20 protein-coding genes are annotated in these 26,072 nt (G+C 44.1%); 6 read left to right on the forward strand and 14 right to left on the reverse strand.

Annotated features, from left to right (window positions below; genetic code table 11):
• Positions 1-38 precede the first annotated feature (38 nt).
• Complete coding sequence (pbpC, locus tag B2746_RS07580; protein WP_290792257.1) at positions 39-2,339, forward strand: penicillin-binding protein 1C; 2,301 nt, start codon at positions 39-41, stop codon at positions 2,337-2,339.
• Between the two features lie 28 nt (positions 2,340-2,367).
• Here the strand turns inward: pbpC and B2746_RS07585 are convergent, their stop codons facing one another.
• The 13 genes from B2746_RS07585 to B2746_RS07645 all read right to left on the reverse strand — a co-directional run bounded on the left by B2746_RS07585 (position 2,368) and on the right by B2746_RS07645 (position 19,457).
• On the reverse strand, positions 2,368-2,991 hold the full coding sequence (locus B2746_RS07585; RefSeq protein ID WP_290792258.1) for a hypothetical protein: 624 nt from the start codon (positions 2,989-2,991) through the stop codon (positions 2,368-2,370).
• A gap of 65 nt (positions 2,992-3,056) precedes the next feature.
• Positions 3,057-4,478: a glucuronate isomerase gene (gene uxaC / locus B2746_RS07590; protein ID WP_290792259.1), complete on the reverse strand. Its 1,422-nt coding sequence runs from the start codon at positions 4,476-4,478 to the stop codon at positions 3,057-3,059.
• 3 nt (positions 4,479-4,481) lie between these two features.
• Positions 4,482-5,678, reverse strand: coding sequence for a mannonate dehydratase (uxuA, locus tag B2746_RS07595; RefSeq protein WP_290792260.1), 1,197 nt, complete (start codon positions 5,676-5,678; stop codon positions 4,482-4,484).
• Positions 5,679-5,686: 8 nt separating this feature from the next.
• A complete protein-coding gene (locus B2746_RS07600) occupies positions 5,687-6,508 on the reverse strand; it encodes an SDR family oxidoreductase (protein WP_290792261.1) in 822 nt (273 codons plus the stop codon).
• A gap of 80 nt (positions 6,509-6,588) precedes the next feature.
• Complete coding sequence (locus tag B2746_RS07605) at positions 6,589-7,947, reverse strand: 3-keto-disaccharide hydrolase (protein ID WP_290792262.1); 1,359 nt, start codon at positions 7,945-7,947, stop codon at positions 6,589-6,591.
• A gap of 17 nt (positions 7,948-7,964) precedes the next feature.
• On the reverse strand, positions 7,965-9,287 hold the full coding sequence (locus B2746_RS07610; RefSeq protein ID WP_290792263.1) for a Gfo/Idh/MocA family protein: 1,323 nt from the start codon (positions 9,285-9,287) through the stop codon (positions 7,965-7,967).
• An 85-nt stretch (positions 9,288-9,372) separates the two neighbouring features.
• Positions 9,373-10,389: a LacI family DNA-binding transcriptional regulator gene (locus B2746_RS07615; protein WP_290792264.1), complete on the reverse strand. Its 1,017-nt coding sequence runs from the start codon at positions 10,387-10,389 to the stop codon at positions 9,373-9,375.
• Between the two features lie 2 nt (positions 10,390-10,391).
• Complete coding sequence (locus tag B2746_RS07620) at positions 10,392-11,618, reverse strand: MFS transporter (RefSeq protein WP_290792265.1); 1,227 nt, start codon at positions 11,616-11,618, stop codon at positions 10,392-10,394.
• 41 nt (positions 11,619-11,659) lie between these two features.
• Complete coding sequence (locus tag B2746_RS07625) at positions 11,660-12,574, reverse strand: ABC transporter ATP-binding protein (RefSeq protein WP_290792266.1); 915 nt, start codon at positions 12,572-12,574, stop codon at positions 11,660-11,662.
• The gene (locus B2746_RS07630) at positions 12,549-13,730 is read right to left on the reverse strand and encodes an MFS transporter (protein WP_290792267.1); all 1,182 of its coding nucleotides are present in this window, start codon (positions 13,728-13,730) and stop codon (positions 12,549-12,551) included. The genes B2746_RS07625 and B2746_RS07630 overlap by 26 nt, the downstream gene beginning before the upstream one ends.
• Positions 13,727-14,026, reverse strand: coding sequence for a hypothetical protein (locus B2746_RS07635; protein WP_290792268.1), 300 nt, complete (start codon positions 14,024-14,026; stop codon positions 13,727-13,729). Before B2746_RS07635 ends, B2746_RS07630 begins: the two co-directional genes overlap by 4 nt.
• Positions 14,027-14,032: 6 nt before the next feature.
• The gene (locus B2746_RS07640; protein WP_290792269.1) at positions 14,033-14,467 is read right to left on the reverse strand and encodes a response regulator; all 435 of its coding nucleotides are present in this window, start codon (positions 14,465-14,467) and stop codon (positions 14,033-14,035) included.
• Between the two features lie 25 nt (positions 14,468-14,492).
• On the reverse strand, positions 14,493-19,457 hold the full coding sequence (locus tag B2746_RS07645; protein ID WP_290792270.1) for a PAS domain S-box protein: 4,965 nt from the start codon (positions 19,455-19,457) through the stop codon (positions 14,493-14,495).
• Between the two features lie 130 nt (positions 19,458-19,587).
• On the opposite strand from B2746_RS07645, the gene B2746_RS07650 reads away from it, so the two are divergent.
• Positions 19,588-19,794, forward strand: coding sequence for a hypothetical protein (locus tag B2746_RS07650; protein WP_290792271.1), 207 nt, complete (start codon positions 19,588-19,590; stop codon positions 19,792-19,794).
• Here B2746_RS07650 and B2746_RS07655 read toward each other — a convergent pair.
• Positions 19,768-20,478: an arylesterase gene (locus B2746_RS07655; RefSeq protein WP_290792272.1), complete on the reverse strand. Its 711-nt coding sequence runs from the start codon at positions 20,476-20,478 to the stop codon at positions 19,768-19,770. The two genes, B2746_RS07650 and B2746_RS07655, sit on opposite strands and share 27 nt — an antisense overlap.
• A 20-nt stretch (positions 20,479-20,498) precedes the next feature.
• On the opposite strand from B2746_RS07655, the gene B2746_RS07660 reads away from it, so the two are divergent.
• Genes B2746_RS07660 through B2746_RS07675 form a run of 4 tightly spaced genes read left to right on the forward strand, consistent with a single transcriptional unit; the run spans position 20,499 to position 26,068 of the window.
• Complete coding sequence (locus B2746_RS07660; protein ID WP_290792273.1) at positions 20,499-21,215, forward strand: ABC transporter ATP-binding protein; 717 nt, start codon at positions 20,499-20,501, stop codon at positions 21,213-21,215.
• On the forward strand, positions 21,212-23,743 hold the full coding sequence (locus B2746_RS07665; protein WP_290792274.1) for an ABC transporter permease: 2,532 nt from the start codon (positions 21,212-21,214) through the stop codon (positions 23,741-23,743). The genes B2746_RS07660 and B2746_RS07665 overlap by 4 nt, the downstream gene beginning before the upstream one ends.
• Positions 23,744-23,780: 37 nt before the next feature.
• Positions 23,781-24,821, forward strand: coding sequence for a glutamate 5-kinase (gene proB, locus B2746_RS07670; protein ID WP_290792275.1), 1,041 nt, complete (start codon positions 23,781-23,783; stop codon positions 24,819-24,821).
• Positions 24,822-24,823: 2 nt separating this feature from the next.
• Positions 24,824-26,068 (forward strand): glutamate-5-semialdehyde dehydrogenase, encoded by a 1,245-nt coding sequence (locus B2746_RS07675; RefSeq protein ID WP_290792276.1) that lies wholly within the window; start codon positions 24,824-24,826, stop codon positions 26,066-26,068.
• The last annotated feature ends 4 nt before the right edge of the window (positions 26,069-26,072 follow it).

The raw sequence follows: 26,072 nt of genomic DNA on the forward strand, positions 1-26,072 counted from the left end.
ATAGGAAACCTGTAAGTTTGTTAAACCAATCCAAGTACTTGAAGCGTCTGAAACGATTAAAAAAAACAATCCTGACAATCCTGGTTTTAGCAGTACTGACCGTTTTGCTGCATTTGCTATTTCCCCTGCCGGCGGAACCAGAATGGTCAACCATCATTAAAGACAATAAAGGTTCGGTTGTTCATGCCTATTTAACATCGGATCAAAAATGGCGGATGAAAACAGAGCTCGAAGAAATTTCTCCGCTGCTGCAAAAAGCCATTATTGAAAAGGAAGACCGCTATTTTTTTTATCATCCCGGTATCAATCCATTGGCGGTTGCCAGAGCTGCCTGGAATAATCTGCTGCATTTAAAACGAACTTCCGGCGCATCTACCATAACGATGCAGGTAGCACGTGCCATGGAACCTGGCAGCAGGAGCTGGTTAAAAAAAATCGGCGAAGCATTCCGGGCTTTGCAATTGGAATGGACCTACAGCAAAAAAGAAATCCTTCAGCTTTACCTGAATCTGGTGCCCTATGGAGGGAATATTGAAGGCGTAAAGTCTGCTTCGGTATTGTATTTTCAAAAGAATCCGGATCACCTGTCACTTGCCGAAATATTGGCCTTGTCGGTCATCCCAAACCGGCCGAATTCATTGGTAATGGGCAAACATAATGATCGGATTATAATGGAGAGAAATAAATGGCTGCAACGATTTCGTTCATCCGGAATTTTCAGCGAAATCTCCATTCGGGATGCGTTGGATGAGCCTTTGACTGCCTTCCGGCATCCGGCCCCCCAACTCATCCCCCATCTCTCCTATAAATTGAAAAAAAGCGGGCGGCCCTCCTATCAGACCTATATCGATCTGAACACGCAATTAAAAGCAGAAAAACTGGTGGCTGATTATATTCGGCCATTACGCTACCAGCAGATCCGAAATGCAGCAGTTATAGTACTTGATAACAAAACAGCGCAGGTGATCAGTTATATCGGATCTGCAGATTTTAATGATGTTTCGGATGGCGGACAGGTAAACGGTGCGGCAGCCATCCGGCAACCGGGCAGCACTTTAAAACCGCTGGTATATGGACTGGCCATTGATGCAGGGCAATTAACTCCTAAAACCATATTGAGCGATGTAGCAACCAACTATGAAGGATATGCACCGGAGAATTTCGACCGGCAGTTCAATGGAGCCGTAAGTATGGAATATGCACTTGATCATTCACTGAATATTCCGGCAGTACGAACTTTAGCCAAACTAGGTAAAGATGTGTTGATTGATAAACTTTCCGGTATTGGTTTTGAACAGATAAAAATAGACCGGAACAAACTGGGATTATCGATGGTATTGGGTGGTTGCGGAACCGGTCTGGAAGAACTGACCGGATTATTCAGCAGTTTTGCCCGCCAGGGTGAATATCGCCCCCTGATCTATAACAGGGAAGACAGCAGTGCGGTATCGAAAAAGCTGGTTTCTTCCGCGGCCGCCTTTATGTTGAATCAGGTATTATCAAAAGTGAACCGGCCTGATTTTCCTTTAAGCTGGCAAAGCACGGAGAAGATGCCCAGGATAGCCTGGAAAACCGGCACTTCGTATGGCCGAAGAGATGCCTGGAGTATCGGCTATAATCAACGTTACACCATTGGGGTTTGGGTGGGGAATTTTTCAGGAGAAGGGGCCACATCCCTGAGTGGAGCTGAAACTGCAACTCCCCTGCTGTTTCGCTTATTCAATTCAATCGATTATGATACAGAACAGGACTGGTTTACACAACCATCTGAATGCGATATCCGGAAAGTCTGTGCCACAAGCGGACTTCCACCTGGGGAATATTGTGAATCACTGATTACTGATTATTTTATTCCACTCGTATCAGGCGGACAACCCTGTGAACACAGCAGGGAGGTCTTTCTGAGTGCAGATGGAAATCATTCTTATTGTATGCAATGCCTGCCTGCATCGGGCTATAAAAAAGAACGGTTCCCACTACTAGATCCATCACTATTGCGTTGGATGGAGGAACGGAAAATCAGCTATAAAAAAGTTCCCGCACATAACCCTGACTGTGAACAAATTTTCAGGGAAGGTGCACCGGCCATTCTTTTTCCCCGGAATGGAACCGACTATCTGATGGAAAAAACAAATCCAGAGCCATTACTCCTTCAGTGCCAGGCTGCTTCGGATGTGCTGCGGGTACATTGGTATATTAATGACCGCTATTATAAATCGGCCGCTGCAAAAGAGCGGGTATTTTTTCAACCCGAACCGGGTCCGGTTAAGATTTCCTGCACTGATGATAAAGGCAGGAACAGAGATATCCGGATCCAGGTGCAGTATTTCGGCCAGTAAATTTACCCGACGGGTGAATTTGAATTATCTAGAAACGTCCAAATTTGAATGTAACATTTGCTGAAAGTCCACTCAGGTCATCATCACTTAAGCCCTTGCTATTGGAACCGAAAGCACGGCGGTAGGAAATACCCGGACTAAAACGCATCCAATTGGTAAGATTGAGTTCCGCCTGGGCACCGGGTTCCATTACAAAAAAGAAGTTCGGATTGCGGCTGTCATACTCCTCCCAATCGTCGTAATCTCTTCGATCATACTGCAACATAAATCCGGCACCGGTAATAAGGTTCACTGCAAAATGTATCTTCCTGGTAGAGGCCACTACATATTCTGTCATTAATCCGAATTGGCCATATTGGTAGGTCATTTTTTCGCCATCCCATATTTTATTCTCCTCCGGAACATTCATCCGGTTGGTTGTAGCAGAAGCGGCCACCCCAATCAGGAAAGAACGATTTACATACCAGCCACCATAAACTTCATTAATATTGGCGAATTCACCATTGATACGCGTGAACTTATTGGAAATTGCTCCATAACCGCCGGATTTGCGGATGCCATTTGACTTAAAAAGGGTTTCATTCTTTTGCGCACTGAGTTCCAGGCTAGCCAGGAAAAGCAGCATGGCTGCCAGAATTGATTTGATTGTCATGATTCAACGTATTTGCTAATCCGACAATCATCCATTCACTTACCCCTATCCTGCAAGAAAAAAAATCAGGGAAGGTCAAAATAATTTCGGGCATTGGTATAGCAGATATCAGAAACAATAGTCCCCATCCATGCATAATCCATTGGCAAGAGGCCTTTTTCCATATCTGTTCCAATCAGATTACAAAGTATGCGGCGGAAATAATCATGTCTGGAATAGGAAAGAAAACTTCTGCTATCAGTCGTCATCCCGATAAAAGAACTAAGAATTCCGATACTGGACAAGGCGTTCAATTGTTTTTCCATGCCATCCATCTGATCAAGAAACCACCAGCCGGAACCGAATTGAATTTTACCCACTATACTACCATCGTTAAAATTGCCTGTCATACTGGCGAATACTTCGTTTAATGCGGGATTCAGGTTGTACAAAATTGTTTTGGCCAGTTCATCGGTCTGATCCAGTGCATCCAGAAAGCGGGCAAGACGAATTCCCTGCTGGTCATCCCCAATGGAATCCACGCCACTATCAGCGCCTAGTCTGGTTAGCAGACGTGTATTCAGGTTCCTGATTGCACCCAGGTGAAATTGTTGCACCCATCCGAATTGCTTGTATTTCCGGCAGATATGCAATAGAATGAAACCGGCCAGTGAATCCGGCGATTGCACCTGGTAATTTTTTGTACTTACCAGCAGACGAAATTCCTGCTCCACCTGTTTTTTATCACGCAACTGCATCAAATCAGGCAACTGAACCAGACCAAGATCTGCCACCCGGCATCCATGATTATGGAAGTATTGAATACGTTCATCCAATGCCTCCAGTAAATCATCAAGCTGGTTGATGGATCGTCCGGTTACTGCTTCCAGTCTGCCTAAATATGCCAGCCATGACGCTTGATTGTTTACATTCAGCACGGGATCGGGCCGGAAACTCGGCAACATTTGAAAGCCGGCATTCTGCTGTACAAATAATTTATGATAAGCAAGATCATCACAGGGATCATCGGTTGTGCCTACCAGCTCTACCTTACGGTTGCGAATAAGCGCTTGTGTGCTGAAATCGGGTGTTTGTAGAAGTTGATTACAGGTATCATAAATACCGGCACCGGTAGATGCATTCAGCAATTGTTTTATTCCAAATGGATTGGCCATTTCCATAACCGTCCAGTGAAAAAGCGGATTACGGATGGTACGCGGAACAAGTTTAGCCCAGGCCATAAATTTATCCTGATCAGATGCTGTACCCGTTATAAATTCTTCAGATACACCCAGGGCCCGCATAGCCCGCCATTTATAATGATCTCCTTTTAACCAGATCTGAGTCAGGTTTTCAAACTGCTTATTGGCTGCAATTTCATCGGGTGATAAATGACAATGATAATCGATAATTGGCTGATCTTTTGCAAAATCAACATACAATCGTCTCGCTGCTTCATTCTGTAAAATAAACGACTCATCCGGCCATTGCTGCAATTGCTTCTCCATGAATTATATTTCTTTATTCATTGATTGAATTCCTAATTCCAGTCCGCGTAACTCGGCCAATCCCCTTAATCTGCCGATTGCCGAATAACCCGGATTTGTTTTTTTAGTAAGATCATCCAGCATCTGGTGACCATGATCGGGCCGCATGGGTATACGGCGTGTTTCCCTTTGCTGAAGTTGAACGATTTCCTTCATGATTGCCGGCATATCTGCATTTCCTTCGAGATGATTGTCCTCGTAAAAATCACCCCATTCATTTCGACGGGTATTTCTGAGATGGAAAAAACCAATTCTGCTGCCAAACTGCTTAACCATGGCTGGCAAGTCATTGTCTGCGCGCACACCGAAAGATCCGGTACAGAAACAAAGTCCGTTTGCACGGGAAGGCACAACCGAAAACAGATGCTCGAGATCACTGGCCGTACTTACTACCCGGGGCAATCCAAATATGGGAAAGGGAGGATCATCGGGATGTATGACCAGTTGAACGCCGGCTTCCTCTGCAATGGGACAAACCGCCTCCAGAAACAGCACCAGGTTTTGTTGCAAATCAGCCCGGATCAGGTTTTTATAAGGTTCCATTGCCTGCCGAAACTGATCAACAGAAAAAGAGGCTTCACTACCCGGCAATCCGGCAATTATAGTCCGTTCCAGTTTATGTTTTGCGGCATCGTCCATGCTGGCAAACAGGGCTTTTCCACGTTCAATATCAGCTGTTGAATAATCCGATGCTGCGCCTTCTCTTTTCAATATAAAAAGATCGAAGGCTATAATACCGGCCTGTTCAAAACGCAGTGCCTTGCTTCCATCTGCCACAACATATTCAAGATCGGTTCGGGTCCAATCAATCACCGGCATAAAATTATAAGTAACTGTTTTGATGCCGGCGGCTCCCAGGTTTATTAAAGATTCCCGGTAGTTTCGGATATGCAATTCAAACTGTCCTGTGCGGGTTTTGATTTCTTCATGAACCGGAACACTTTCCACCACATCCCAATTCAATCCGGCTGCTTCAATCAATTTCAATCGCTTTTCTATTTCTTCTTTCGTCCACACTTCACCGTTAGGAATATGATGAAGAGCAGTTACAACACCGGTACAGCCTGCCTGTCGAAGGTCTGCCAGTGAAACCGGATCTTTTTCTCCAAACCAGCGCATGGTTGGAATTAAACTATTGGGACTAAAGTAAGGTGCCTTCATATCAATATTTAAACGCCACTGTAAATTGAGAATCCACCATCAATTACCACTTGTGAACCGGTTACAAAACGGGAAGCATCACTCAATAACCATATTAATGCACCGGTTAATTCTTCCGGCTTTCCAAAGCGCTTGAAAGGGGTGTTATTGATGATGGATTGTCCGCGTGCTGAAAGCGTACCGTCCGGGTGCCAAACCAGTTTACGATTTTGTTCTGTAAGAAAAAAGCCGGGCGTGAGTGCATTCATCCGGATACGGTCACCATACCGATTCGCCAACTCAACCGCAAACCATTCATTATAACAATCAACTGCCGCTTTTCCGAGGTTATATCCCAATACTTTGGTTACAGCCTGTTTGGAATTCATGGAAGAAATATTGACAATGCTGGCTGTTGGATTTTCTGCCAGGGTGGCTCCAAATACCTGTGTTGGGATAATGGTTCCCCAAAGATTGATATCCATCACTGTCTTCATCCCTTCCAGATTCATTTTGAAAAGATCTTCTTCGTTCTGTAAAACGCCAATCGGCATATTTCCGCCGGCACCGTTTACAAGTCCGTCTACCTTGCCAAATTCTTTCAGGATGAGGTTCTTTGCATTAACCAGTTCATCTTCTTTCATTACATCAGCAACCAGGGCGATGGCTTTACCGCCTGCAGTCCTTATTTTTTGGGCTCTTTCTTCCGCAATTGCGGCATTCCGGCCCAATATGCCAACAGCTGCCCCGGCATCTGCGATGGCTTCAACAAAAGCACCACCCAATACACCGGTACCGCCGGTTACTACTACTACTTTATCCTGAAGTGAGAAATCATTTAAAACCCCCATAGAAGTTTGAATTTTGAAGTTGGAAATTTGAAGTAGGAAGTTGGAAGTTGGAAGTTCTCTCACTTCCAACTTCCTACTTCCTACTTCAAACTTAATATTTTGATTGACCGGTAGTCCACCGCATCACCGTGGTCCTGAATCAATATGTGTCCTTTTTCAGCCATACCAAAATTTTTCCAGTTGGCATATTTACTGCGGGCTACCAATGCATAAAAAATGGGAGTACCCCGCTGGTATTCAACCACTTTATACCCATTCAGAAAATGCTCCACCCGATTATCGGGATAAACGCGGATCATTCCTTTATTCCATTCACCTGGCTTGCGTCTGCTCTGGCTCATTTTTAAGGAAGGAATCAGATCATACAAAGATGCCATGGTCCGATTTCCGACAGCCCCCATTTTGGCATCCGGATGAGCTTCATCATCCAGTACCTGGTATTCCAACCCAATAGCAGATCCGGAACTTTGTTCCTGCTCTGTAACAAAATATTTTACTCCACTATTGGCACCGGGTGTAATTCGAAATTCAAATTGCAATTCAAAGGCTCCATACATTTCTTCTGTTACAATATCGCCGCCATTGGTGGACTCGCCACCACCACTTTTCTGAACACTTAAAATACCATCCTTTATCTGCCAGCCTTTTTCAGGAAATTTATCTTTATGTGCTCCTCTCCAGCCTTTGGTATCCACCCCATTCCACAACAGTTCAACCCCCTGCGCTTTTTCGCTGGCAGAAAGCGTATTCGGCTGAAGATTGACAACAAAAACCGGCTCACTTTTTTTAGGTTGGAGATTGCTTGTCTGAATACGGATATTCCGCCATTTGATTTGTTTTCCAGGCTGTTCGTCTTTTCCAATGGAATGTACCTGCAGGGCAATAAAACCGCTGGTCAGCATACTGTCTTCCAGGTGAGCAGCAGGAATTCCATTTACAAAGGTTCGCACTGATTTCCCAACGCATTCAATCCTGTATTTATTCCATTGATTATTTTTAAATGCTGTTTTTGCGGGCTCATTATAATCGAGCGAATACAACCACAAACGGCGACCTTCATCATAAATCCCTCCACTCCAGGCGCGTTTGGATGGATCGATTTCCATCTGATAACCATGTACTTTTCCGTTCTGATAATCGGCCTTGCTTTCGCTACGGAACTGAATACCGGAATTCATGGAAGGGTCTACCATAAATTCGAGTTCAAGAATAAAATCAGTATAATTTTTTTCTGTTGCAAGAAATGAATTGGGTTCATTGGAAACGGTTGTACCAACTATAACTCCATCCTTCACTACATAAGAAGCCTTTCCATTCAATTGCTTCCAGCCCTTCAGATCTTTTCCATTAAATAAAGAAACCCATTGTTCCTTAGCAACCTGAGCATGTAACCTGGCAGTAAGAAAACTAAGAATCACCAACAAAAATAAATAGCGCATAATAGTAGTGTTATTCATTATAATTTCATTTCCCAACCCTTTGCATACTCCCGTTTCCATAAACGGGCAGCGTTCTTATTATTCAATATATGCCCATTGGATGGATCACAATTCAGGACACTGCCTGTTCTCCAGGAAATATTGCCCAATTGCGCCAATAATGTGCTTTTATGTCCCTCTAATATAGGAGAAGTCAGTTTTTTTTGATTTCGGATAGCGTCCACAAAATTCTGAAGATGCAAACTATCCAGTTTTTCTCCCATCCCCATAGTATTGGTAGCATTGACCTGCTGGATTTCTGTATCTACTTTCTTTACCAGTTTATTGTCAAGATTGTAGATTTTATAATCATCGCCGCCCGGAATCACGATGGTTCCTTTTTCTCCATAAAAGACCACGCCCCTGCCACTTCCTTCTATCGGATGTGGATTGCAACTCCTGCTTTCCCATAACATGGCGGTATTATTGGCGAATTCCATGGTGATCGATTGGGTATCGGGTGTTTCCCAATCATCCTGAAAGGCATATCGGCCACCTGCAGATACCACTTTGGTTGGGTAATCAACTCCCAATCCCCAGCGCATCACATCAATTTCATGGGTTCCGTTGTTCAGGGCTTCACCGGTTCCCCAGTTCCAAAACCAATGCCAGTTGTAATGAATCAGGTTATCCTGGTATGCTCTGCGAATTGCGGGGCCCTGCCAGAGTTCATAATCGAGGTGTGAAGGAACAGCAGCGGGTTTTCCCTTTCCAATTGATTTTCGATTAGCGGCATACCATCCCTTTGCAAAATAAACCCGGCCGATGGCATTATTTTTCAATTCCTCCATTGCCAGCATCACTTTGGGGAAGGAGCGGCGCTGGTTACCCATCTGAATCAGTTTTCCATATTTTGCCTGAGCAGCAACTAAAATTTCCCCTTCTGCTGGATTATGGGAACAGGGCTTTTCAACATACACATGCTTTCCTGCCTGTACAGCCATGAGTGTTGCCGGCGCATGCCAATGATCAGGAGTTGCAATGCAAATGGCATCCAGGTCTTTTTCCTCCAGCATTTTTCTGACATCCCGGTATCCTTTGGGACGTTTGCCGGTTTGTTTTTCAATTTCAGCCAGGGTTTTATTCAATACCTGTTCATCCACATCACAGATATAACCAACTGTTACACCTTCAATGGCTGCAAACAATTTAGCCAGATAAAATCCCCGGCTATTGGTACCCACCACACCAATTACAACGGTTGAATTAGCAGCGCTTCCTGCTTTTAAAAAGGATGGAGCCAGCAATACTCCTGCTCCAGCTAATGCGGATTGCCGCAAAAATCGTCTCCTGTCAAGCATTTCGTAGTTTTTGTATGGTAAGAAAATTCGCAGGTCTAAAATTGCGCTTTCCACCGCTTACCGGCAAGTTTACTTATGCAAACGTTTACGAGGATGGAGCGCGGATGGAAGCAGCCAATCGGATCGCGGAGGGCAATTCTCTTTTCTGCTCTGCGGAATATATTTTCTTTTTCTTTATAACTTTAAAAAGCAGTTCAGCTGCTTCCTTGCCAATTTCAAACGCCGGTTGAATTATAGCCGTAAGAGAGGGATTCAAAAATGGAACTGCAGAAAGGTTGGTAAAACTGATCAACTGATAATCGTCTGGTATATGAAATTTTTCCTGGCTGCCCAGCTCATACAGTAAAAGCGCCATTGATTCGGAAGCGCCGAAGAGAGCATCCGGTTGGTATTTGTGAAGGAAATTCTTCAGGCGGGGAAGATCCAGTTCGGGTTTGCCGGTTCCGGCAAAAACAAGTGGCGCTGCACCCGGATCAAACTGCTCAACTGCTTTTTTGTAGCCAGCCAGCCTGGTTCTGGTGATAAACAAATCAGCATCCAATCCCAGGAAGGCCGTTTTTTTTGCACCCCGCTGGTATAATAAACTGGTTGCCTCAAAACTTATCGCTTCATTATTCGTGCATACATGCGGAACAGCCACTTCTTCAACCAGGCGATCAAACAAGACCATGGGAAAGCCAGCTGATGCCATTCTGTTCAAATGCGCATATCCATCCCGGTTATGGGTAACTGAAATAAGCAAACCATCTGCTCTTCCATTTCCAAGGAGATGCACAAATGCTTCTTCTTTTTTAGGGTCTTCATGCGTCAGGTAAATAAGTACATGGTAATCATATTCCCTTGCCACCGATTCTATCCCACTAATAACCTGAGAGAAAAAATGATTTTCCACCTCCGGCACCATTACTGCAATTGTTTTACTGGATCCTGCCCTTAAACCACTGGCATTAACATTGGGCTGGTAGCCCATTTCCAATGCTGCCTGTTTTACTTTCTCTCTGGTTGCAGCGGAAATTTCATAGCTATCTTTCAATGCTCTGGAAACAGTGGCTATGGATAATCCGAGTTTTTCGGCAATGGTTTTAATAGTTACCGGTTGCATAATTATTCCTCCAGAAAATCAAGATCTCGCCCATGAGTTTCAGAAATAGTGATCGTGGATGTTATACCGATAATAAAACAAATCAACCCTACCAGTGCACCTGCCTGGATCACGGTAAACCCTTCTTTAAAATAGGCATAGAGGGTCGTCATCCCTACTACTGTTCCCCGAACCATATTGGGAATGGTGGTAGCTGCTGTGGCTCGCAGATTGGTACCGAACTGCTCGGCACCAATGGTAACAAACATCGCCCAATAACCGATCCCAAAGCCCATCAACAAGCTTATTGCATAGAGTCCTGTGGCTGTTTTTATTCCGGCAAACAAATAGATCAGACTGCCTGCCACCGTAAACAGCATCATGTATAGCACTGCTTTTTTTCTTGATTCCAGTTTATGACTGAGTATGCCACTGGACAGGTCGCCGATGGATAAGCCAACATAACACCACATTATAGACAAGCCCGGTTCTATTGGTGTTTCGATGCCCAAAGCTCTTCCGAATTCATTGCTGAATGTAGCCAGAATCCCAATTACAAACCAGGTAGGAAGGCCCATGCCAATACATTTCAGATAACGGATCAACCGATCCTTATTGGTAAACAGGGAGAAGAAATTACCTTTTTTAATATGGCGATGTTCTTTAAGTGCTGAAAAAACACCCGACTCAAATACACCTACCCGCATCAGCAGCAGAGCAATTCCCATTCCGCCTCCAATAAAATAAGCTGTTCTCCAATCAAATAATTCCACCGTAAAATAAGCTGCCACTGCGCCTAATAAGCCAACTCCGGCTACCAGAGAGGTTCCCAGTGCCCGCAGGCGTTTGGGTAATACCTCAGCAACAAGGGTTATTCCGGCACCTAATTCACCAGCCAGACCAATGCCAGCGATAAAGCGCAGGATTTTGTAGGTATCCGGATCTTTTACAAATCCGCAGGCAATATTGGCAAGCGAATAGGTTAAGATCGACCCAAACAAAACAGATAGCCGGCCCTTTTTATCTCCCAGCACCCCCCAAAGTATGCCTCCAATCAGCAGTCCGGTCATTTGCCAGTTGAGGATGGAGGCTCCTACTGATGAAAGAGAAGCTTCATCCAGTCCCATGCTTCTCAAACTGGGAATCCGAACAATTCCAAACAACAGTAGATCATAGATATCAACAAAATAACCGAGTGCGGCTACAATTACAGGAATACTAAATAAGTGCTGGAACTTCGTTTTTGTCATATGGCATGAATAGATGCAGGAAATAAAGTTCTAAATATAATTTATCTGAGTTGAATGCCAACCGCCTTTTGAAGGGGAACTGTTTCCGAATGAAATAGTTGTACTATTTGTCCATCATTTAGAATGACGCTAAGCAGGTACCCATAACCGATAAATTCAATTCCAAGCACAGTTCCGCTTAGCACCCCATTTTCAACCGGAACAAGTTCAAAGTCAGTTGGACGAAGAATTTTATTCCCCAGAACAGAATAAGGGCCCAACAAACCGGCACAGTAAGCATCAACCGGATTAAAAAATAATTCCAGAGGGTTTCCCTGCTGCACTCTTCTCCCCTCCTTTAAAATCAACAATTCGTCTGCCCAGGAGAGCAAATCACCAGGATCATGTGATACAAGCACCCAGGTGATATGCATGGCATTTCCCAGATCACGCATCACTTCTTTCATTGTTTGTTTATGCAATGCATCCAGGTTGGAAAAGGGTTCATCCAGCAGAAATATAGTGGGGGCTCCAACCAGCAGACGGGCCATCGCAATACGTTGTCTTTCGCCTCCTGATAACTGATCTGTTTTCCGTTTCAATAAATGATTTACCTGGCATAAGCGATAAACTTCAGCAGCAGCTTCCCCAGTGATTTTTTCCGCATAGGAAAGAATTTCTTCCACTCTGTAATTATTCCGTAATTCGAAATGCTGCGATAAATAGGCAATATATGGGTGTCCGGGTACCAGCTTCTCCCAGGGCTCTTCCACTCTCCTGCCCTTCCAATAGACAGCACCACCTGACAGATTTTGCAAACCTGCCATCGATTTGAGCAGGGTTGATTTACCGGAACCTGTTTCTCCTGCAATAGCAAGACGGTGCCCCGCCTGCAAGGATAAACTGATGGGATAAAGAATTGTCTGATCCCCGGCGATGGCCGTAATTTCTTTAACTTCTACTATCGGTTCCTGCATTTTTTCTTCTCCAATACATATAAACAATGGCGATCAGGGTAATTCCGGCCGCACTATAAAAAAGCCAGGGAATTCGGGTCAGATGATCCTGATAAACTGTTCCTGCAATCAGGGCACCCAATCCTATGCCGGCTTCCAGTGCAATATACATGGTTGCCATGGCTTTACCTCTTCTGTCCTTATCGCTCATATCTACTGTCCAGGCATTGATTGCAGGTGATAAAATACCAGTTGCAATCCCATAACATACTGCACCAGCCAGCAAACCTTCTGTAGACTGCCAGTAAGCCATCACAAGTAATGAAATCACCAGCATAATCAAACCACCCCGAATTACAGTCTCACGGCCACGTCTATCCGATAATTTTCCTGCTATGAAACGGACCAGTAAAGATGCGATGGTAAATACCATAAAAAACACGCCTTTGTTTTTTATTCCGATATGATCCCCCCAATCGGGAACCAGGGTGAGAATAGCACCATAAGAAAGATAGGACAAAAGAGTTACAAGCGCAGCAGGAAAGACTTTCCATTCAATTATATCATTCCTGCCCACTTTGAGGTGTTGTATATGAAATCGCTGTTTATCCGGAAGGGTTTCCTTCATATTGTAAAGAATTACAATAGAAAGCAAGGCTAGCAGAGAAGAGGCATAAAATAAAACCTGTATGGAATAAACCTGAACGATGGCACTGCCGATAGCCGGACCAATTGCCATTCCCGTACTGAAACAGAGGCCATGTATACCCATTGCTTCGCCCCATCTGGAAACAGGTACCAGGTCGGCCACATAGGCCGCAGTTGCAGTTGGTTTGAATCCGGTTGAAAATCCATGTACCAGCCGAAGCAATAAAAATCCGGCTACTGAAGTTAATATTGGATATAAAAATCCACATACAAAACAGACCAGTGAACCTACTGCCATTACAGGAATACGACCTATGGAATCGGTGAGTTTGCCACTGAATGGCCGGGATATACCGGCTGTTAAGGTAAAAAGTGCAATGATTAGTCCCTTGTATTCGGCCCCGCCCAAACTGGATAAATAGGCAGGCAGCTCAGGAATCAGCATATTAAAACTGGCAGAAAAAAACAGGGAACTCAGGCATACCAGGGCAAAAGGCCAGTTATAAATGGGATGTTCGGCAGTTTTCATGCAAGAAAACGTTTCACCAATTGACTCCATTCTGCTTTAAGACTGCACGAGGGCATGTTCTCACCTGCTTTACGATACCAGTATCCTGCATTCCATTGATCTCCTTCCACCCGGTGCAGATAGGCATGTAAAAGGGCGGCATTTTTATCCGGCAGATCCTGAATCAGGGTATGTGCTGTATCCCAGTTACCTGCTCCATCCTGCCACAAGGACTGCTGGTAAACTGTTAACCCTTCAGGCATATCACCTTTATTCAAACTTTCCAGAAATTCATCTTCCGTTATCCTCTTTGCCATAGCCGGTTAATTGGATTTGACCGGCAATTGTACAATATTTATCCAAAAAGTTTCAATTGATTTTATGACTGTAATGAATTTATTAAAATCAACAGGCTTGGTTATATAACAATTGGCATGCTCTGCATAGGTATCATAAATATCTTTTTCTGAAGCAGAGGAGGTTAGGATTACCACCGGTATTACTTTAAACCGATCATGGGTCTTAATATAGTGCAATACCTCTTTCCCGTCTATTTTTGGGAGATTGATATCCAGTAAAATCATATCCGGCTCCACTGCCTTCATGAACTTCCCTTCCTTATTCAGGTATTGAATGGCTTCTTCTCCATCATTTACCACATTTATTGCATTTACCAGCCGAATACTCTCAAATGCTTCCAGCGTAAGAACAACATCGCCTTCATTATCTTCCACCAACAAAATTTGAATGGGTGCCATGCGGTTAGGGGTATTTTATATTAAGTTACTTCACAATTGTGAAATAAAAGCAGCTTCCTTTTCCCTGTTGAGACTCTACCCATATTTTACCCCCCATCTTTTCAACAATCCGTTTACAAATGGATAAGCCGATACCTGTTCCACTATAAACTCTCTGCTGATGTAATCGCTGAAACACGAGAAATATCTTATCTGCATACCGCATATCCAGCCCTATTCCATTATCCCTGACAAAGATGGTCCAGGTATCTCCGGAATCCTCCAATCCAACTTCCACTACCGGATCTGCCTCCCCCCTATACTTTAATGCATTACCCAGCAGGTTTTGCATCAATTGAAGTAATTGGGTATAGTTTGCATGTTGAATGATTGGTAATCGTTCTGCTACTATAACACCATTGGTTTCTTCAATTTTGGCCTTCAGTAATATTTGCACATCCCGCATTACCAGGTTTAGATCCACCGGTACCGCTTCAGCCAGCGTACTTCCAACTCGTGCATAGTCCAGGAGGCCATGAATAAGTTCCTTCATCCGTTTTGCTCCATCCACGGCAAACTCGATATAGGTATGTGCTTTTTGATCCAACTGATCCTGATAACGCTGATTCAATAACTGCAAAAAGCTGGACACCATTCGCAGTGGTTCCTGTAAATCATGCGATGCAATAAACGCAAAACGTTCCAGATCTGCATTGGAAGCCGCCAGTTCTTCTGCATTATGCAATAATTCCTGGTTTAGTTCTTCCAGTTTGCGATTGGCTTTTTTTAATTCAGAAATATCCTTGGCAAAGCAGGCTGCACCAACCACCTCTTCTCTTTCATTTCGGATGGGGGTAAAGGATACCATCAAATATTGGTCTTCACCAATTTCCTCATTGTAATAAACAAGATCTGTAGTAAAGCCAGCACCTTCCAGACCTTTCCTGTATAATGGAGCCCATTGATCTTTGATATAATCCGGCAGGGATTCTGCAAGAATCGGACTTCCCTCTTCAATATATTCCTGAGAAAGTTCCCGGTAAGCCTGCAGAAAGGCAGCATTACCAATAATGAGTTTAAGTTCGGAATCATATGACCAGATCATATCGCCGGTATTATTGATCAGTGCATCCAGATTTTGCTTAACCCGGATAATTTCATTGAGGTACTGTTTACGATGAGTTATATCCTGGGTTGCCCCAATCATGCGGATTGCTTTCCCCTGCTGGTTACGGATGATATACCCTTTATCCAGTACAATCGCCAGTTTACCATCGGCCTTTTTAAAGCGATATTCGTCTTCCCAATAGAAAGCAGTAGCTGTATTTAAAAAGATTTCTCTCCGGTCCAGCACTCCCTGCAAATCTTCCGGATGGACCCGTTTCAACCAGAAATTACGATCGGCACTGGCTTCCACGCTATCATATCCAAAGAGGTTTTCAAGACCATTCCCAGTTCTTATTACTTCATTGGTTTCCAGGTTCCAATCCCAAATAGCATCATTCGTAGCCCTGGCCACCAGATTATAACGTTCATTTGCTTCCAGCAGGGAAGCCATGTATTTTTTTCGTTCCGAAATGTCCATATGCACACCGTAAACTGCTTCTACCTTTCCATCTTCATTATTAATTGGTCCGGCACTCAGGTAAAAATCAGCAATCCTTCCGTCCTTGGTATAAATCTGAATTTCTCCCGTATAATAACCACCTCCAAAAACCGTATCAAACATTTCTCTTGCCTGTTGCTCATCAACATGTGTGATAGCAGGAGTTTCCATTTGAGTTACTTCAAGCTCTGTGTAGCCAAGCATCTGCTGCATGGCCTGATTCATATAACTTTCTCTGGTAATCGGATTATAAATCGCAAACCCATCACGTGAACTATCCATTACTTTTTTAAACCGGACCAGGTTTCTTTCAGCTTCTTTCAGCTCAGAAATATCCTTACCATAACAAAAAACAACCCCGTCTTCATAAAACAATTCAGAAGTACTCCAGGTAAGCCACTTCCATAGTCCATTTGCTGTTTTAAAACGGACTTCGTAAGATTCTACCAATAATCCGGAGAATGCATTTTCCATGATTGTAAGCGCAGAAGCAGTGTCCTCCGGATGAATAAACGATAAGATGGGATTGGATAAAACAAAGGACTCTTCAAATCCAAATAAATCTATAAATGCAGGATTCACTTTCCTGAAAAAACCATTTGAACTGGCTATACATAATGGATCAGGACAATGAGTAAAAAACAGGCTGAGTTCCAGTTCACTTTTCTTTGTTTTGATATCAATTCCCATCTTGGATCCCAATGCAGCACAGAATTCCAAGAGATCTTCATCTGCTTCCTGTTTCGAATCATAGAAATACTGAAGTAATGTAATGGATTTACCCTGGTATGGAACAGGTATTATAAGTGAACAGGCGGCCTTCTCCGGCAATTCCTTCAGATGGTAGGCCGGTTCGGACCTTCTCCAGTATTCGGCAAGATAATGCTGCGACAGATACACTTCATCCCGTGTAGAATCCAGCCATTCCTGCTTATTCCCTTCGGAATCCCAGGTTGCTGAACGAATTAGTTTCAATTGTCCTTCATTCAACATCCAGGCCTGACCAACAGCTGCATGCAGAAAATTCCCAAGTAAGGCAAGTACTTCCTGAAGAGCCTGTTTGATATCTTCACTCACCAGCACCTTGGCAGTTATTGCTGCCGCCAGCCGGTCTTCCAGTTGTTTCTTATAAAGGGTGGTAACATCTCTTGAAATACCAACCAATCCAACTACTTCCCCTGCATCATTCTTTAGTGGCACTTTTGTTGTTAACCCATAGCGGATACCACCGTCTGGCAGGTATAATTTTTCTTCTTTATTAAATAAAGGATTTCCTGATTCGAATACCCATTCATCATCCTCTTTAAAGGAGCTGGATTTCTCCTGCCCAAGCAGTTCATCAACTGTACGATTCAGCATCTGCTCCTCCGAATCCATTCCATACAAATCAATCTGAGCTTTATTACAAACTAAATGCCGCCCCTCCCTGTCTTTAACGAAAACATAATCCGGGATATTATCAATGATGGCCCGCATCGTATTCCGTTCTTCCTTCAGAATACGCTCAGCTTCTTTAATTGAACTGATATCCTGCAAAGCTCCAATCATTCGTATGGCCTTACCTTTTCCATCTCGTATCATAAAGCCTTTATCCAGCACGAATGCATACTCGTTGTTGTTTTTCATAAAGCGATACTCACTCATCCAGGTATACACATCCGGATCAGCCAGACTTTCATTGAGGTGTTTCACAACTGCAGACCGATCGTCGGGATGAACCAGTAATTCCCAACGGGCAGGATCAACCGAATTATCCCCCAGTTCATAACCAAAAATGGAACTGAATCCGCTTCCCCAATATAGGGAGTCCTGTTTGAGATCCCAATCCCAGATAGCATCCGAAGTTGCTTTATTCACGAGCTCCAACCGCTCATTGGAAATACGAAATTCTTCTGTACGTTTAACTTCATCAGAAATATCTTGCGAAGTGCCCTTGAATTTCCAGGGCTGGCCGGTATTGTCTTTCACCAGTCCCCCCCGTTCATGAATATGTTTGATAGTTCCATCCGGCAGCAGGATCCTGTGAATGGCATCAAGTGTTATTCCTTCCTGAATGGATTGTTGATTCAAGGTTTTAAATTCGGAAAGATCATCCGGATGTATGGTGGAATAAAAATAATCGAGATCTGGTTTTATTTCAGGTGACAATCCCCATATGGAATAAGTTTCCTCACTCCAAAACACTTCATTTTTATTCAAATCCACTTCCCAATAGCCAAGGCGAGCTATTTTTTGCGCTTCAGCGAGCATTTGATTGATTCGAAGCAGCTCTTCCTGATAGATTTTTTTGCGAGTGGTTTCAGCGGCATAACATGCTACACCAATAATGGCGGAATCTTTTATAATGGGATTCATGCGTATGTTCAGCCACCGCTGCTGGTTTGAATACGGCAAGGAAATCTGCATTTCCTCATCCACCACTTCACCCCCCAATGCTTTTTCATAAAGCTTTGTCCAATATTGAATGGCAGTTTCATCAAAAAAAGATGGAGGCAGCATGTCTTCACCAATCTTAAATTCCAATCCAAGGTAATTTTTGGAAACTTCCAAAAAGCGACTATTTGCCGCCAGCAGGGTCAGGTCATTTCGTACACTCCAGATCAGATCAGTGGAAGAATTGATTAATGCTTCTTTATCTCTCCTTTCAAAATCCTTTTCTTCTTCTGTTTTTTTTCGATCCGTAATATCCCTGAAATTATCCACCACCCCCCGAATCACGGGGTCATTGAACATATTCTTGATATTGGCTTCAATCCAGCGCCATTGCCCGTTTTTATGTAATACTCTCGCTTCCTGTCCGCGCATAGACACTCCCGGCTTTTCCAGCATTTCCATCCAAACTGCCTGCACTTTAGGTTTATCTTCTTCATGGAGCAGCTCAAACAAATTCAATCCCAAACTTTCCTCTTCCGAGTATCCAAGAATTTGTTCAATGTTAGGAGAAATATAGGTAGCTGACCCCATTTCATTTAAAATCACCACTGCGTCCATTCCATTTTCGACCAGGGTTTTGAATTTCCATTCTCTTTCCTGTTCTGCTGCAACTAACGGACTTCTGTCTTTTAACAACAACAAGATGACACCTGGTGTTTCCAACCGGATCAGTTCCATTTCGCCATGGTACACCTTGTTTTCCTTTTCAAAACGGTATAAGGGTATGGTAAGAATAGGTCTGCTTTGATCAAGCAGTGGATAAAAATCTGCAAATTGTTTTAGGCAGTCCGGATTAAGCACTTCATCCAGATACATTCCAATAGTTATTACGCCATTTTTATAAAAAATAGAATTTGTCCGCGAGATTTCCAAAAGCCGGTGTTCCTGATCAATTACCAGATAATCGTGCCGTAAATGACGAAATAAGGCTGTTTGAACCTGGGTTAATAAAGACGGTAAAGAAGAATTCAAGGTGGTTGGTTAATGAAATTCCGCAGAAAACTATGAATTCCTGCCTTATTCACCTGTAGAAATTTCTCGAAATTTTTACTGCACAATAAAATAATGGCTTTGGGGTTATATAAATTGAAAAAATCCGTATATGAAAAGTTTCCGTACCCTGCTAATCGCAGCGATCCTGCATGTATTCCTTGTATGGGGAATCGCCCTGGCCTGCCTAACCTATTTTTCCTCCAAGCCTGCTGAAGTTCGCACCGGTTGGTATTTTGCCGCCGCCTGCCTGATTTTGATGCATGCCGTATTAAGAGTGAAAAGAACTCGTTTACAAACCCGACTGGCCAGCTCCTAATAAGGGCTGTATATACAACCAGATTGCATTGGCCACCATTTGGTGGCCTTCTGCTGTTGGATGAATGCCATCTGCCAGATTCAGTCTGGGCTCCCCGCCAACTCCTTCCAGTAGGAAGGGAATGAGGGTAGCCTTGTTATTTTTTGCCAATTCAGGATAAATCGATTGAAAATCGCGTGCATAATCCGGGCCCATATTGGGAGGTACCATCATACCTGCAATAATCAGTTTTACTTCCGGATTGGCAGCTTTCACCTTATCCAGAATACCCTGGAGATTTTTTCGGGTTTCCGCAACTGGAATCCCCCGTAAACCATCGTTGGCACCCAGCTCCAAAACAAAAACATCCGGCTTCTGTTGCAGAATCCAGTCGATCCGGGTAAGTCCGCCTGCCGAGGTTTCTCCGCTTAATCCGGCATTGATCACTTCATACCCCAGGTTCAGGGAATCAATTTTCACCTGGGTCCGGGCAGGAAAAGCTTCTTCCGGATCCAACCCATATCCGGCAGTCAGACTATTTCCAAAAAAAATAAGCTTTTTACGCTCATGCTGATTGATTTTGGTCGAATCGGAGGTGTTTTTTTGGGAACTATCGGTCGCATCCCCACAAGCCACCCATCCCATCAGGGCCACCATTAATCCCATTATTCCCAACCTTACCATCTTTGCCTTGTTATGTGCCATATTAAAAGTTACTTTACCAAATGAGTTTGACTAGCATTCCAATACTTGAAGTGGTGCATCTTTCCAAGACTTATCAGTCGGCCAGCAGCCCCCTTCAGGTGCTACAAGATATTAGTTTTTCAATTCAACCCGGCGAAACAGTTTCCATTGTTGGTCCCTCCGGAAGCGGAAAAACCACCCTCCTCGGCTTATGTGCCGGGCTCGATCGTGCTACCCACGGCTATGTTGCCCTGAATGGCACCCGCCTACAGGACCAGTCTGAGGATGCCTTAGCCAGAATTCGAAATGAAAATATCGGTTTCGTGTTTCAGAATTTCCAGTTACTGCCCACCCTTACCGCCATCGAAAATGTGATGGTGCCCATGGAACTGAAAAAAGAGAAAAATATCCGTTCCCGTGCTCTGGAATTACTCGATCAGGTGGGACTGGCCGATCGCTCGCACCACTACCCTTCTCAATTATCCGGGGGTGAACAACAGCGGGTATCCATCGCGCGTGCCTTTGCCAATCAGCCAAAAATTCTCTTTGCAGATGAGCCCACCGGCAACCTGGATGCCGAAACCTCTGAAAAAATAGAGGCCCTGCTGTTTAACCTGAATAAAGCGGCAGCCACCACGCTGATAATGGTAACCCATGACCTGGAACTGGCAGGCCGTACCAATCGGATAATAAAATTGAAAGGCGGCAAATTAATAGCCGATGAAATCAAAAAGGATCGGGAGGAACTGGTGCCATGAACAGCCAATGGATCCTGCAAATGGCCTGGCGTGATAGCAGGCGGAATAAATCCAGACTTGTCCTCTTTATTTCGTCCATCATTTTGGGCATAGCTGCTCTCGTAGCAATATACGGACTCGGTTATACATTGGAGCGGGATATCGACCTGCAGGCAAAGACCCTGATCGGAGCCGATCTTGCACTGGATGCCAACCAGCCTCCGGATCCAACCGTTCAGCATATACTGGATTCAATCGGTTCTATTTCAAAACAGGCAGCGGAAAATAATTTCGCCTCCATGATTTACTTCACCAAATCAGGAGGCACCCGTTTGGCACAGGTTAGAGCTGTAAGTAACGGATTTCCATTTTACGGTCAATTGGAAACCCGTCCGGCTAAGGCATTCTCAGGTTTTGCAAAACAAGAGGGGGCATTGGTGGAAAGAACGCTGCTTTTGCAATTTAATGCCCAACCCGGGGATTCGATCCGGGTGGGAGAAAAAACATTTCTGATACTGGGAGAAATTCTACAATCCCCCGGCAAAACCGGCTTCTCAGCTGCGGTTGCTCCAGCTGTATGGATTCCGCTGGAAGCAATCGATGAAACCGGCTTATTGCAAAAAGGCAGCAGAATCAACTATCTGTATTATTATAAATTTCCATCAGCATCCACCATCGACCTGCTAATTCCGAAAATCGAAAACAGGCTGGAAGAAGCCGGTTGGGATCTGGAAACCGTTGCTTCCCGCAAAGAAAGCACAGGCCGCTCTTTTCGGGACCTGAATGAATTTCTGCAGTTGGTAAGTTTTATTGCCCTTTTATTGGGCTGTATCGGAGTGGCCAGTGCCATACATATATATGTTCGGGAAAAAATCAGCTCAATTGCCATCCTGAAATGCCTGGGTGCTACTAACAGGCAGGCTTTTCTGATTTATCTGGTACAGATGCTGGCGATCGGGTTACTGGGAAGCATATTGGGAGCCTTACTTGGAACAGGCATTCAGTTTCTCTTGCCACAGGTACTTAAAGATTTTCTTCCCATTGAAATTCATATGCAGGTATCCTGGAAAGCAATCGGACAGGGTATTCTGGTGGGAATATTAGTATCCCTGCTTTTTGCTCTCTGGCCTTTATTGGGTGTTCGAAAAGTTTCTCCACTGAATACCCTGAGAGTAACGGGCAGCAATAGCCGCTGGTGGCAGGATGCCTGGCGTTTATTGGTGGGCTTTGCCATCATCGCATTTATTTTTGGTTTCAGCTGGTTGCAGACAGGTACCATACGGTCTGCAACTGGTTTTACAATAGGGGTTATTCTTTCCTTTCTTTTGCTTTCCGGTGCCGCCTGGTTATTGATTTACCTGATTCGTCGTTATTTTCCCAATCAGCTGGCCTATGTATGGCGACAGGGATTTGCCAATCTGTTCCGGCCCAATAACCAAACGGTTATACTTGTTGTTGCCATCGGATTAGGTACCAGTTTTATCTGTTTATTGTTTTATATCCAGGAAGTATTAACCAGTAAAGTACAGCGCGCAGGAAGCGATAACCAGCCGAACCTGGTGGTATTTGATATCCAGCCTTCTCAAAAGGAAGCACTTAACAAATTAACGGCCTCCTATAATTTGCCCATTATTCAGGATGTGCCCATTGTAACCATGCGACTTTCCTCTATTCGCGGGTATTCTGCAGCAGATCTCAAAGCAGATACCACCATTGATATTCCGCGCAGGGCTTTTGACGGAGAGATCAGGGCTACCTACCGGGATAGCCTTACAGAAGCTGAAACCATCCTGGAAGGCGAACTGCAGGACTCGGCTACCAACCTCAACGATATCCGCATTTCTATCGAAGAAGGTTATGCGAAACGATTAAAAGTTAAACCGGGTGATGAACTGGAATTCAATGTTCAGGGGGCTCCAATAAAAACAACTGTTGGAAGTTTACGTACGGTGGACTGGAACCGGGTGCAAACCAATTTCAGGGTAATCTTCCCCAAAGGCGTTTTGGAACAGGCCCCAAAATTCCATGTATTGGTCACAAGGGTACCCTCAGCTGAGTTTTCTGCCAAATATCAACGGGCACTGGTGGAAAATTTTCCAACCGTCTCAGTTATTGACCTTAATCTGATTCTTAAAACAGTGGATGATATTCTTGGTAAAATCAGTTTTGTAATCCAGTTTATAGGTGGCTTTAGTATTGTCACAGGTATCATGGTTTTGATTGCCTCCATCCTGATCAGTAAATACCAGCGGATGCAGGAAACGGTATTACTGCGAACTATCGGCGCTACCAGCCGGCAGGTTTTTGCTATTACTGCGTTGGAATATTTTTTTCTGGGATCACTCGCAGCCATAACCGGTATTGGATTGGCATTGATTGGTGGCTTATTATTGGCAAAATTCAGTTTCGATACTGGTTTCAATCCGCCTTTGCTGGCAACCGGATTGATCTTTCTTTCCATCACGGGCTTGACCGTGCTAATTGGTTTATTCAACAGCCGCTCTGTTTTGAAAGCTCCTCCACTTTCGATTTTGAATAGTGGAAGATAGCGGCAGGCTTTGTAGTATCTTGCAGAAAAACCGGGGGATGTCGAAGGAAGTTATCGTTATAAAATTGGGTACCGCAGTCATAAGTAAGGGCGATGGAACCATAGATACAGCAATCATTAAAAAAGTGGCTGCTGAAATTGCAGCATTAAGTAAACGCTATCATATTGTACTGGTATCAAGCGGTGCAGTGGGCAGTGGAAAAAAATACCTGAAAGATTATAAGGGAAGTTTATTGGAGCGAAAGGCGGCAGCTGCAGTGGGTAACCCTATCCTTATTCAGCTTTACCATAAATATTTTCAACAACATAAGATAAATGTTGCACAGGCCCTTTGCGAACGGGTGCATTTTTCCAACCGGATTCAGTTTCTGCAATTGCGCCAGACATTCACCACTTTTTGGGAAAACAATATAGTACCCATCGTTAATGAAAACGACCTGGTGAGCAATGTGGAAATAAAATTTTCTGATAATGATGAATTGGCAACCCTCATAGCAATCGGCTTTGATGCCAGTCACCTGATTCTGTGTACTTCCACCGGCGGAGTATTGGATGATCAGAAAAAAATCATACCACTGATTGAAAAAGTGGATGGATCCGTTTTAAAATATGTTACAAAAGACAAAAGCGGTCCGGGACTGGGCGGGATGTTGTCCAAATTAACCTTTACCAGACTGGCTTCTTCACTTGGAATTGAAGTGGTGATAGGTGGCTTGAAAGGGGATCAGCCCTTAAAAGCTGCCCTTGCCAAGAAAAACGGCACCTGTTTTCTGGCAAGAAAATCGAACCTTCGAGCCAGGCAAAAATGGCTGGCCAGCGGATCAATAACCCTGGGCACGCTGCATGTCGACAAAGGGGCAGCAAAAGCATTATTGAATCGCAAAAGCCTGTTGACGATTGGCATTTCCAAAGTGGAAGGGAAATTCCTGGAGGGTGAAGTGATCCAGTTAATGGATGAAGACAATACCATTCTCGGAGTAGCCAAAGCCAGACTGGATGCAGCTGCCATCATCGCTCAACTTAAACTGAAAAATGTGGTGGCAGCCCATGCCGACGATATTGTACTATTCAACGACTAATCATGAAATCAATCGAATCTTCGTTAATAAAAACCCATAAAGCGGCAAAATCACTGCAATCCCTTTCCAATAAACTGCTGCAGAAAGTCCTGCTTGATATGGCAACAGCACTTGAAGAAAAACAATCCCTCTTATTAAAAGCCAATGCCCGCGATCTGGCCAAACAAGCACCCGACAATCCAAGAAATGACCGTTTGCTACTGAATGAACAACGGATTCGATCCATTGCCGCGAGTATGCGAAAAGTGGCAAAACTTCCTGATCCAACCGGACAGTTATTGGCAGAAAGAACCCTTCCCAATGGAATTCAATTAAAGAAGATCTCCGTTCCCCTGGGTGTGGTGGGTGCAATTTATGAATCCAGGCCTAATGTTACTTTTGATATTGCATCGCTTTGTTTACGAAGCCGGAATGCTGCCGTTTTAAAAGGCAGCAGCGAAGCGGCAGAAACCAATCTTGCAGCAGTTAAAATTATACATGGCGTGCTGAAAGCCCATGATTTACCAACTGCTCTTGTAACCCTTCTTCCTCCGGATCGTGAAGTGGTGCAGGAACTTTTTACCGCTACCAAATACATCGATGTACTGATTCCAAGAGGATCTGATCAGCTGATTCAATTTGTACGGACGAACAGCAGGGTTCCGGTCATAGAAACCGGTGCAGGTGTATGTCATGTTTATATCGAGAAAAAAGCAAACCTGAAAAAAGCCATCGACATAATTGTAAATGCTAAAACCTCCCGTCCGTCTGTATGTAATGCGGCAGATACCATATTGATTGATGCAATCATTGCACCGAAACTGCTGAAGGATTTGCAGGCACCTTTTGCTTCATTTGAAGTGGAAATTTTTGCAGACCCCGGCTCCTATCGTCTGCTAAAAGGGTATCCCTATTTACGCAAAGCATCCAGGGCTGATTTTGGTCGTGAATTTCTAAGTATGAAATGTGCCATCAAATTAGTTTCCGGAATAGAAGAAGCACTGGGGCATATCGACACCTATTCCACCAAACATTCAGAGGCCATTGTATCTGAAGACAAAAAACAATGTGAACGCTTTATTCGTGAAGTGGATGCTGCAGCAGTGTACACCAATGCATCTACCCGGTTTACTGATGGAGAGGAGTTTGGCTTGGGTGCAGAGATTGGTATATCCACACAAAAATTGCATGCACGCGGACCATTTGCGCTGGAAAAACTGGTAACTGAAAAATGGATTCTCGAAGGGGATGGACAAATCAGGAAATAATACT

It is taken from the genome of Flavihumibacter sp. UBA7668 (genome assembly GCF_002483205.1).
In the GTDB taxonomy this organism is placed as follows: Bacteria; Bacteroidota; Bacteroidia; order Chitinophagales; family Chitinophagaceae; genus Flavihumibacter.

Bases quoted from the DNA above. Each gene is read 5' to 3' on its own strand.
- B2746_RS07585 (WP_290792258.1), bottom strand. From the start codon at position 2,991: ATGACAATCAAATCAATTCTGGCAGCCATGCTGCTTTTCCTGGCTAGC.
- uxaC (WP_290792259.1), bottom strand. From the start codon at position 4,478: ATGGAGAAGCAATTGCAGCAATGGCCGGATGAGTCGTTTATTTTACAG.
- uxuA (WP_290792260.1), bottom strand. From the start codon at position 5,678: ATGAAGGCACCTTACTTTAGTCCCAATAGTTTAATTCCAACCATGCGC.
- B2746_RS07600 (WP_290792261.1), bottom strand. From the start codon at position 6,508: ATGGGGGTTTTAAATGATTTCTCACTTCAGGATAAAGTAGTAGTAGTA.
- B2746_RS07605 (WP_290792262.1), bottom strand. From the start codon at position 7,947: ATGCGCTATTTATTTTTGTTGGTGATTCTTAGTTTTCTTACTGCCAGG.
- B2746_RS07610 (WP_290792263.1), bottom strand. From the start codon at position 9,287: ATGCTTGACAGGAGACGATTTTTGCGGCAATCCGCATTAGCTGGAGCA.
- B2746_RS07615 (WP_290792264.1), bottom strand. From the start codon at position 10,389: ATGCAACCGGTAACTATTAAAACCATTGCCGAAAAACTCGGATTATCC.
- B2746_RS07620 (WP_290792265.1), bottom strand. From the start codon at position 11,618: ATGACAAAAACGAAGTTCCAGCACTTATTTAGTATTCCTGTAATTGTA.
- B2746_RS07625 (WP_290792266.1), bottom strand. From the start codon at position 12,574: ATGCAGGAACCGATAGTAGAAGTTAAAGAAATTACGGCCATCGCCGGG.
- B2746_RS07630 (WP_290792267.1), bottom strand. From the start codon at position 13,730: ATGAAAACTGCCGAACATCCCATTTATAACTGGCCTTTTGCCCTGGTA.
- B2746_RS07635 (WP_290792268.1), bottom strand. From the start codon at position 14,026: ATGGCAAAGAGGATAACGGAAGATGAATTTCTGGAAAGTTTGAATAAA.
- B2746_RS07640 (WP_290792269.1), bottom strand. From the start codon at position 14,467: ATGGCACCCATTCAAATTTTGTTGGTGGAAGATAATGAAGGCGATGTT.
- B2746_RS07650 (WP_290792271.1), top strand. From the start codon at position 19,588: ATGAAAAGTTTCCGTACCCTGCTAATCGCAGCGATCCTGCATGTATTC.
- B2746_RS07655 (WP_290792272.1), bottom strand. From the start codon at position 20,478: ATGGCACATAACAAGGCAAAGATGGTAAGGTTGGGAATAATGGGATTA.
- B2746_RS07660 (WP_290792273.1), top strand. From the start codon at position 20,499: ATGAGTTTGACTAGCATTCCAATACTTGAAGTGGTGCATCTTTCCAAG.
- B2746_RS07665 (WP_290792274.1), top strand. From the start codon at position 21,212: ATGAACAGCCAATGGATCCTGCAAATGGCCTGGCGTGATAGCAGGCGG.
- proB (WP_290792275.1), top strand. From the start codon at position 23,781: ATGTCGAAGGAAGTTATCGTTATAAAATTGGGTACCGCAGTCATAAGT.
- B2746_RS07675 (WP_290792276.1), top strand. From the start codon at position 24,824: ATGAAATCAATCGAATCTTCGTTAATAAAAACCCATAAAGCGGCAAAA.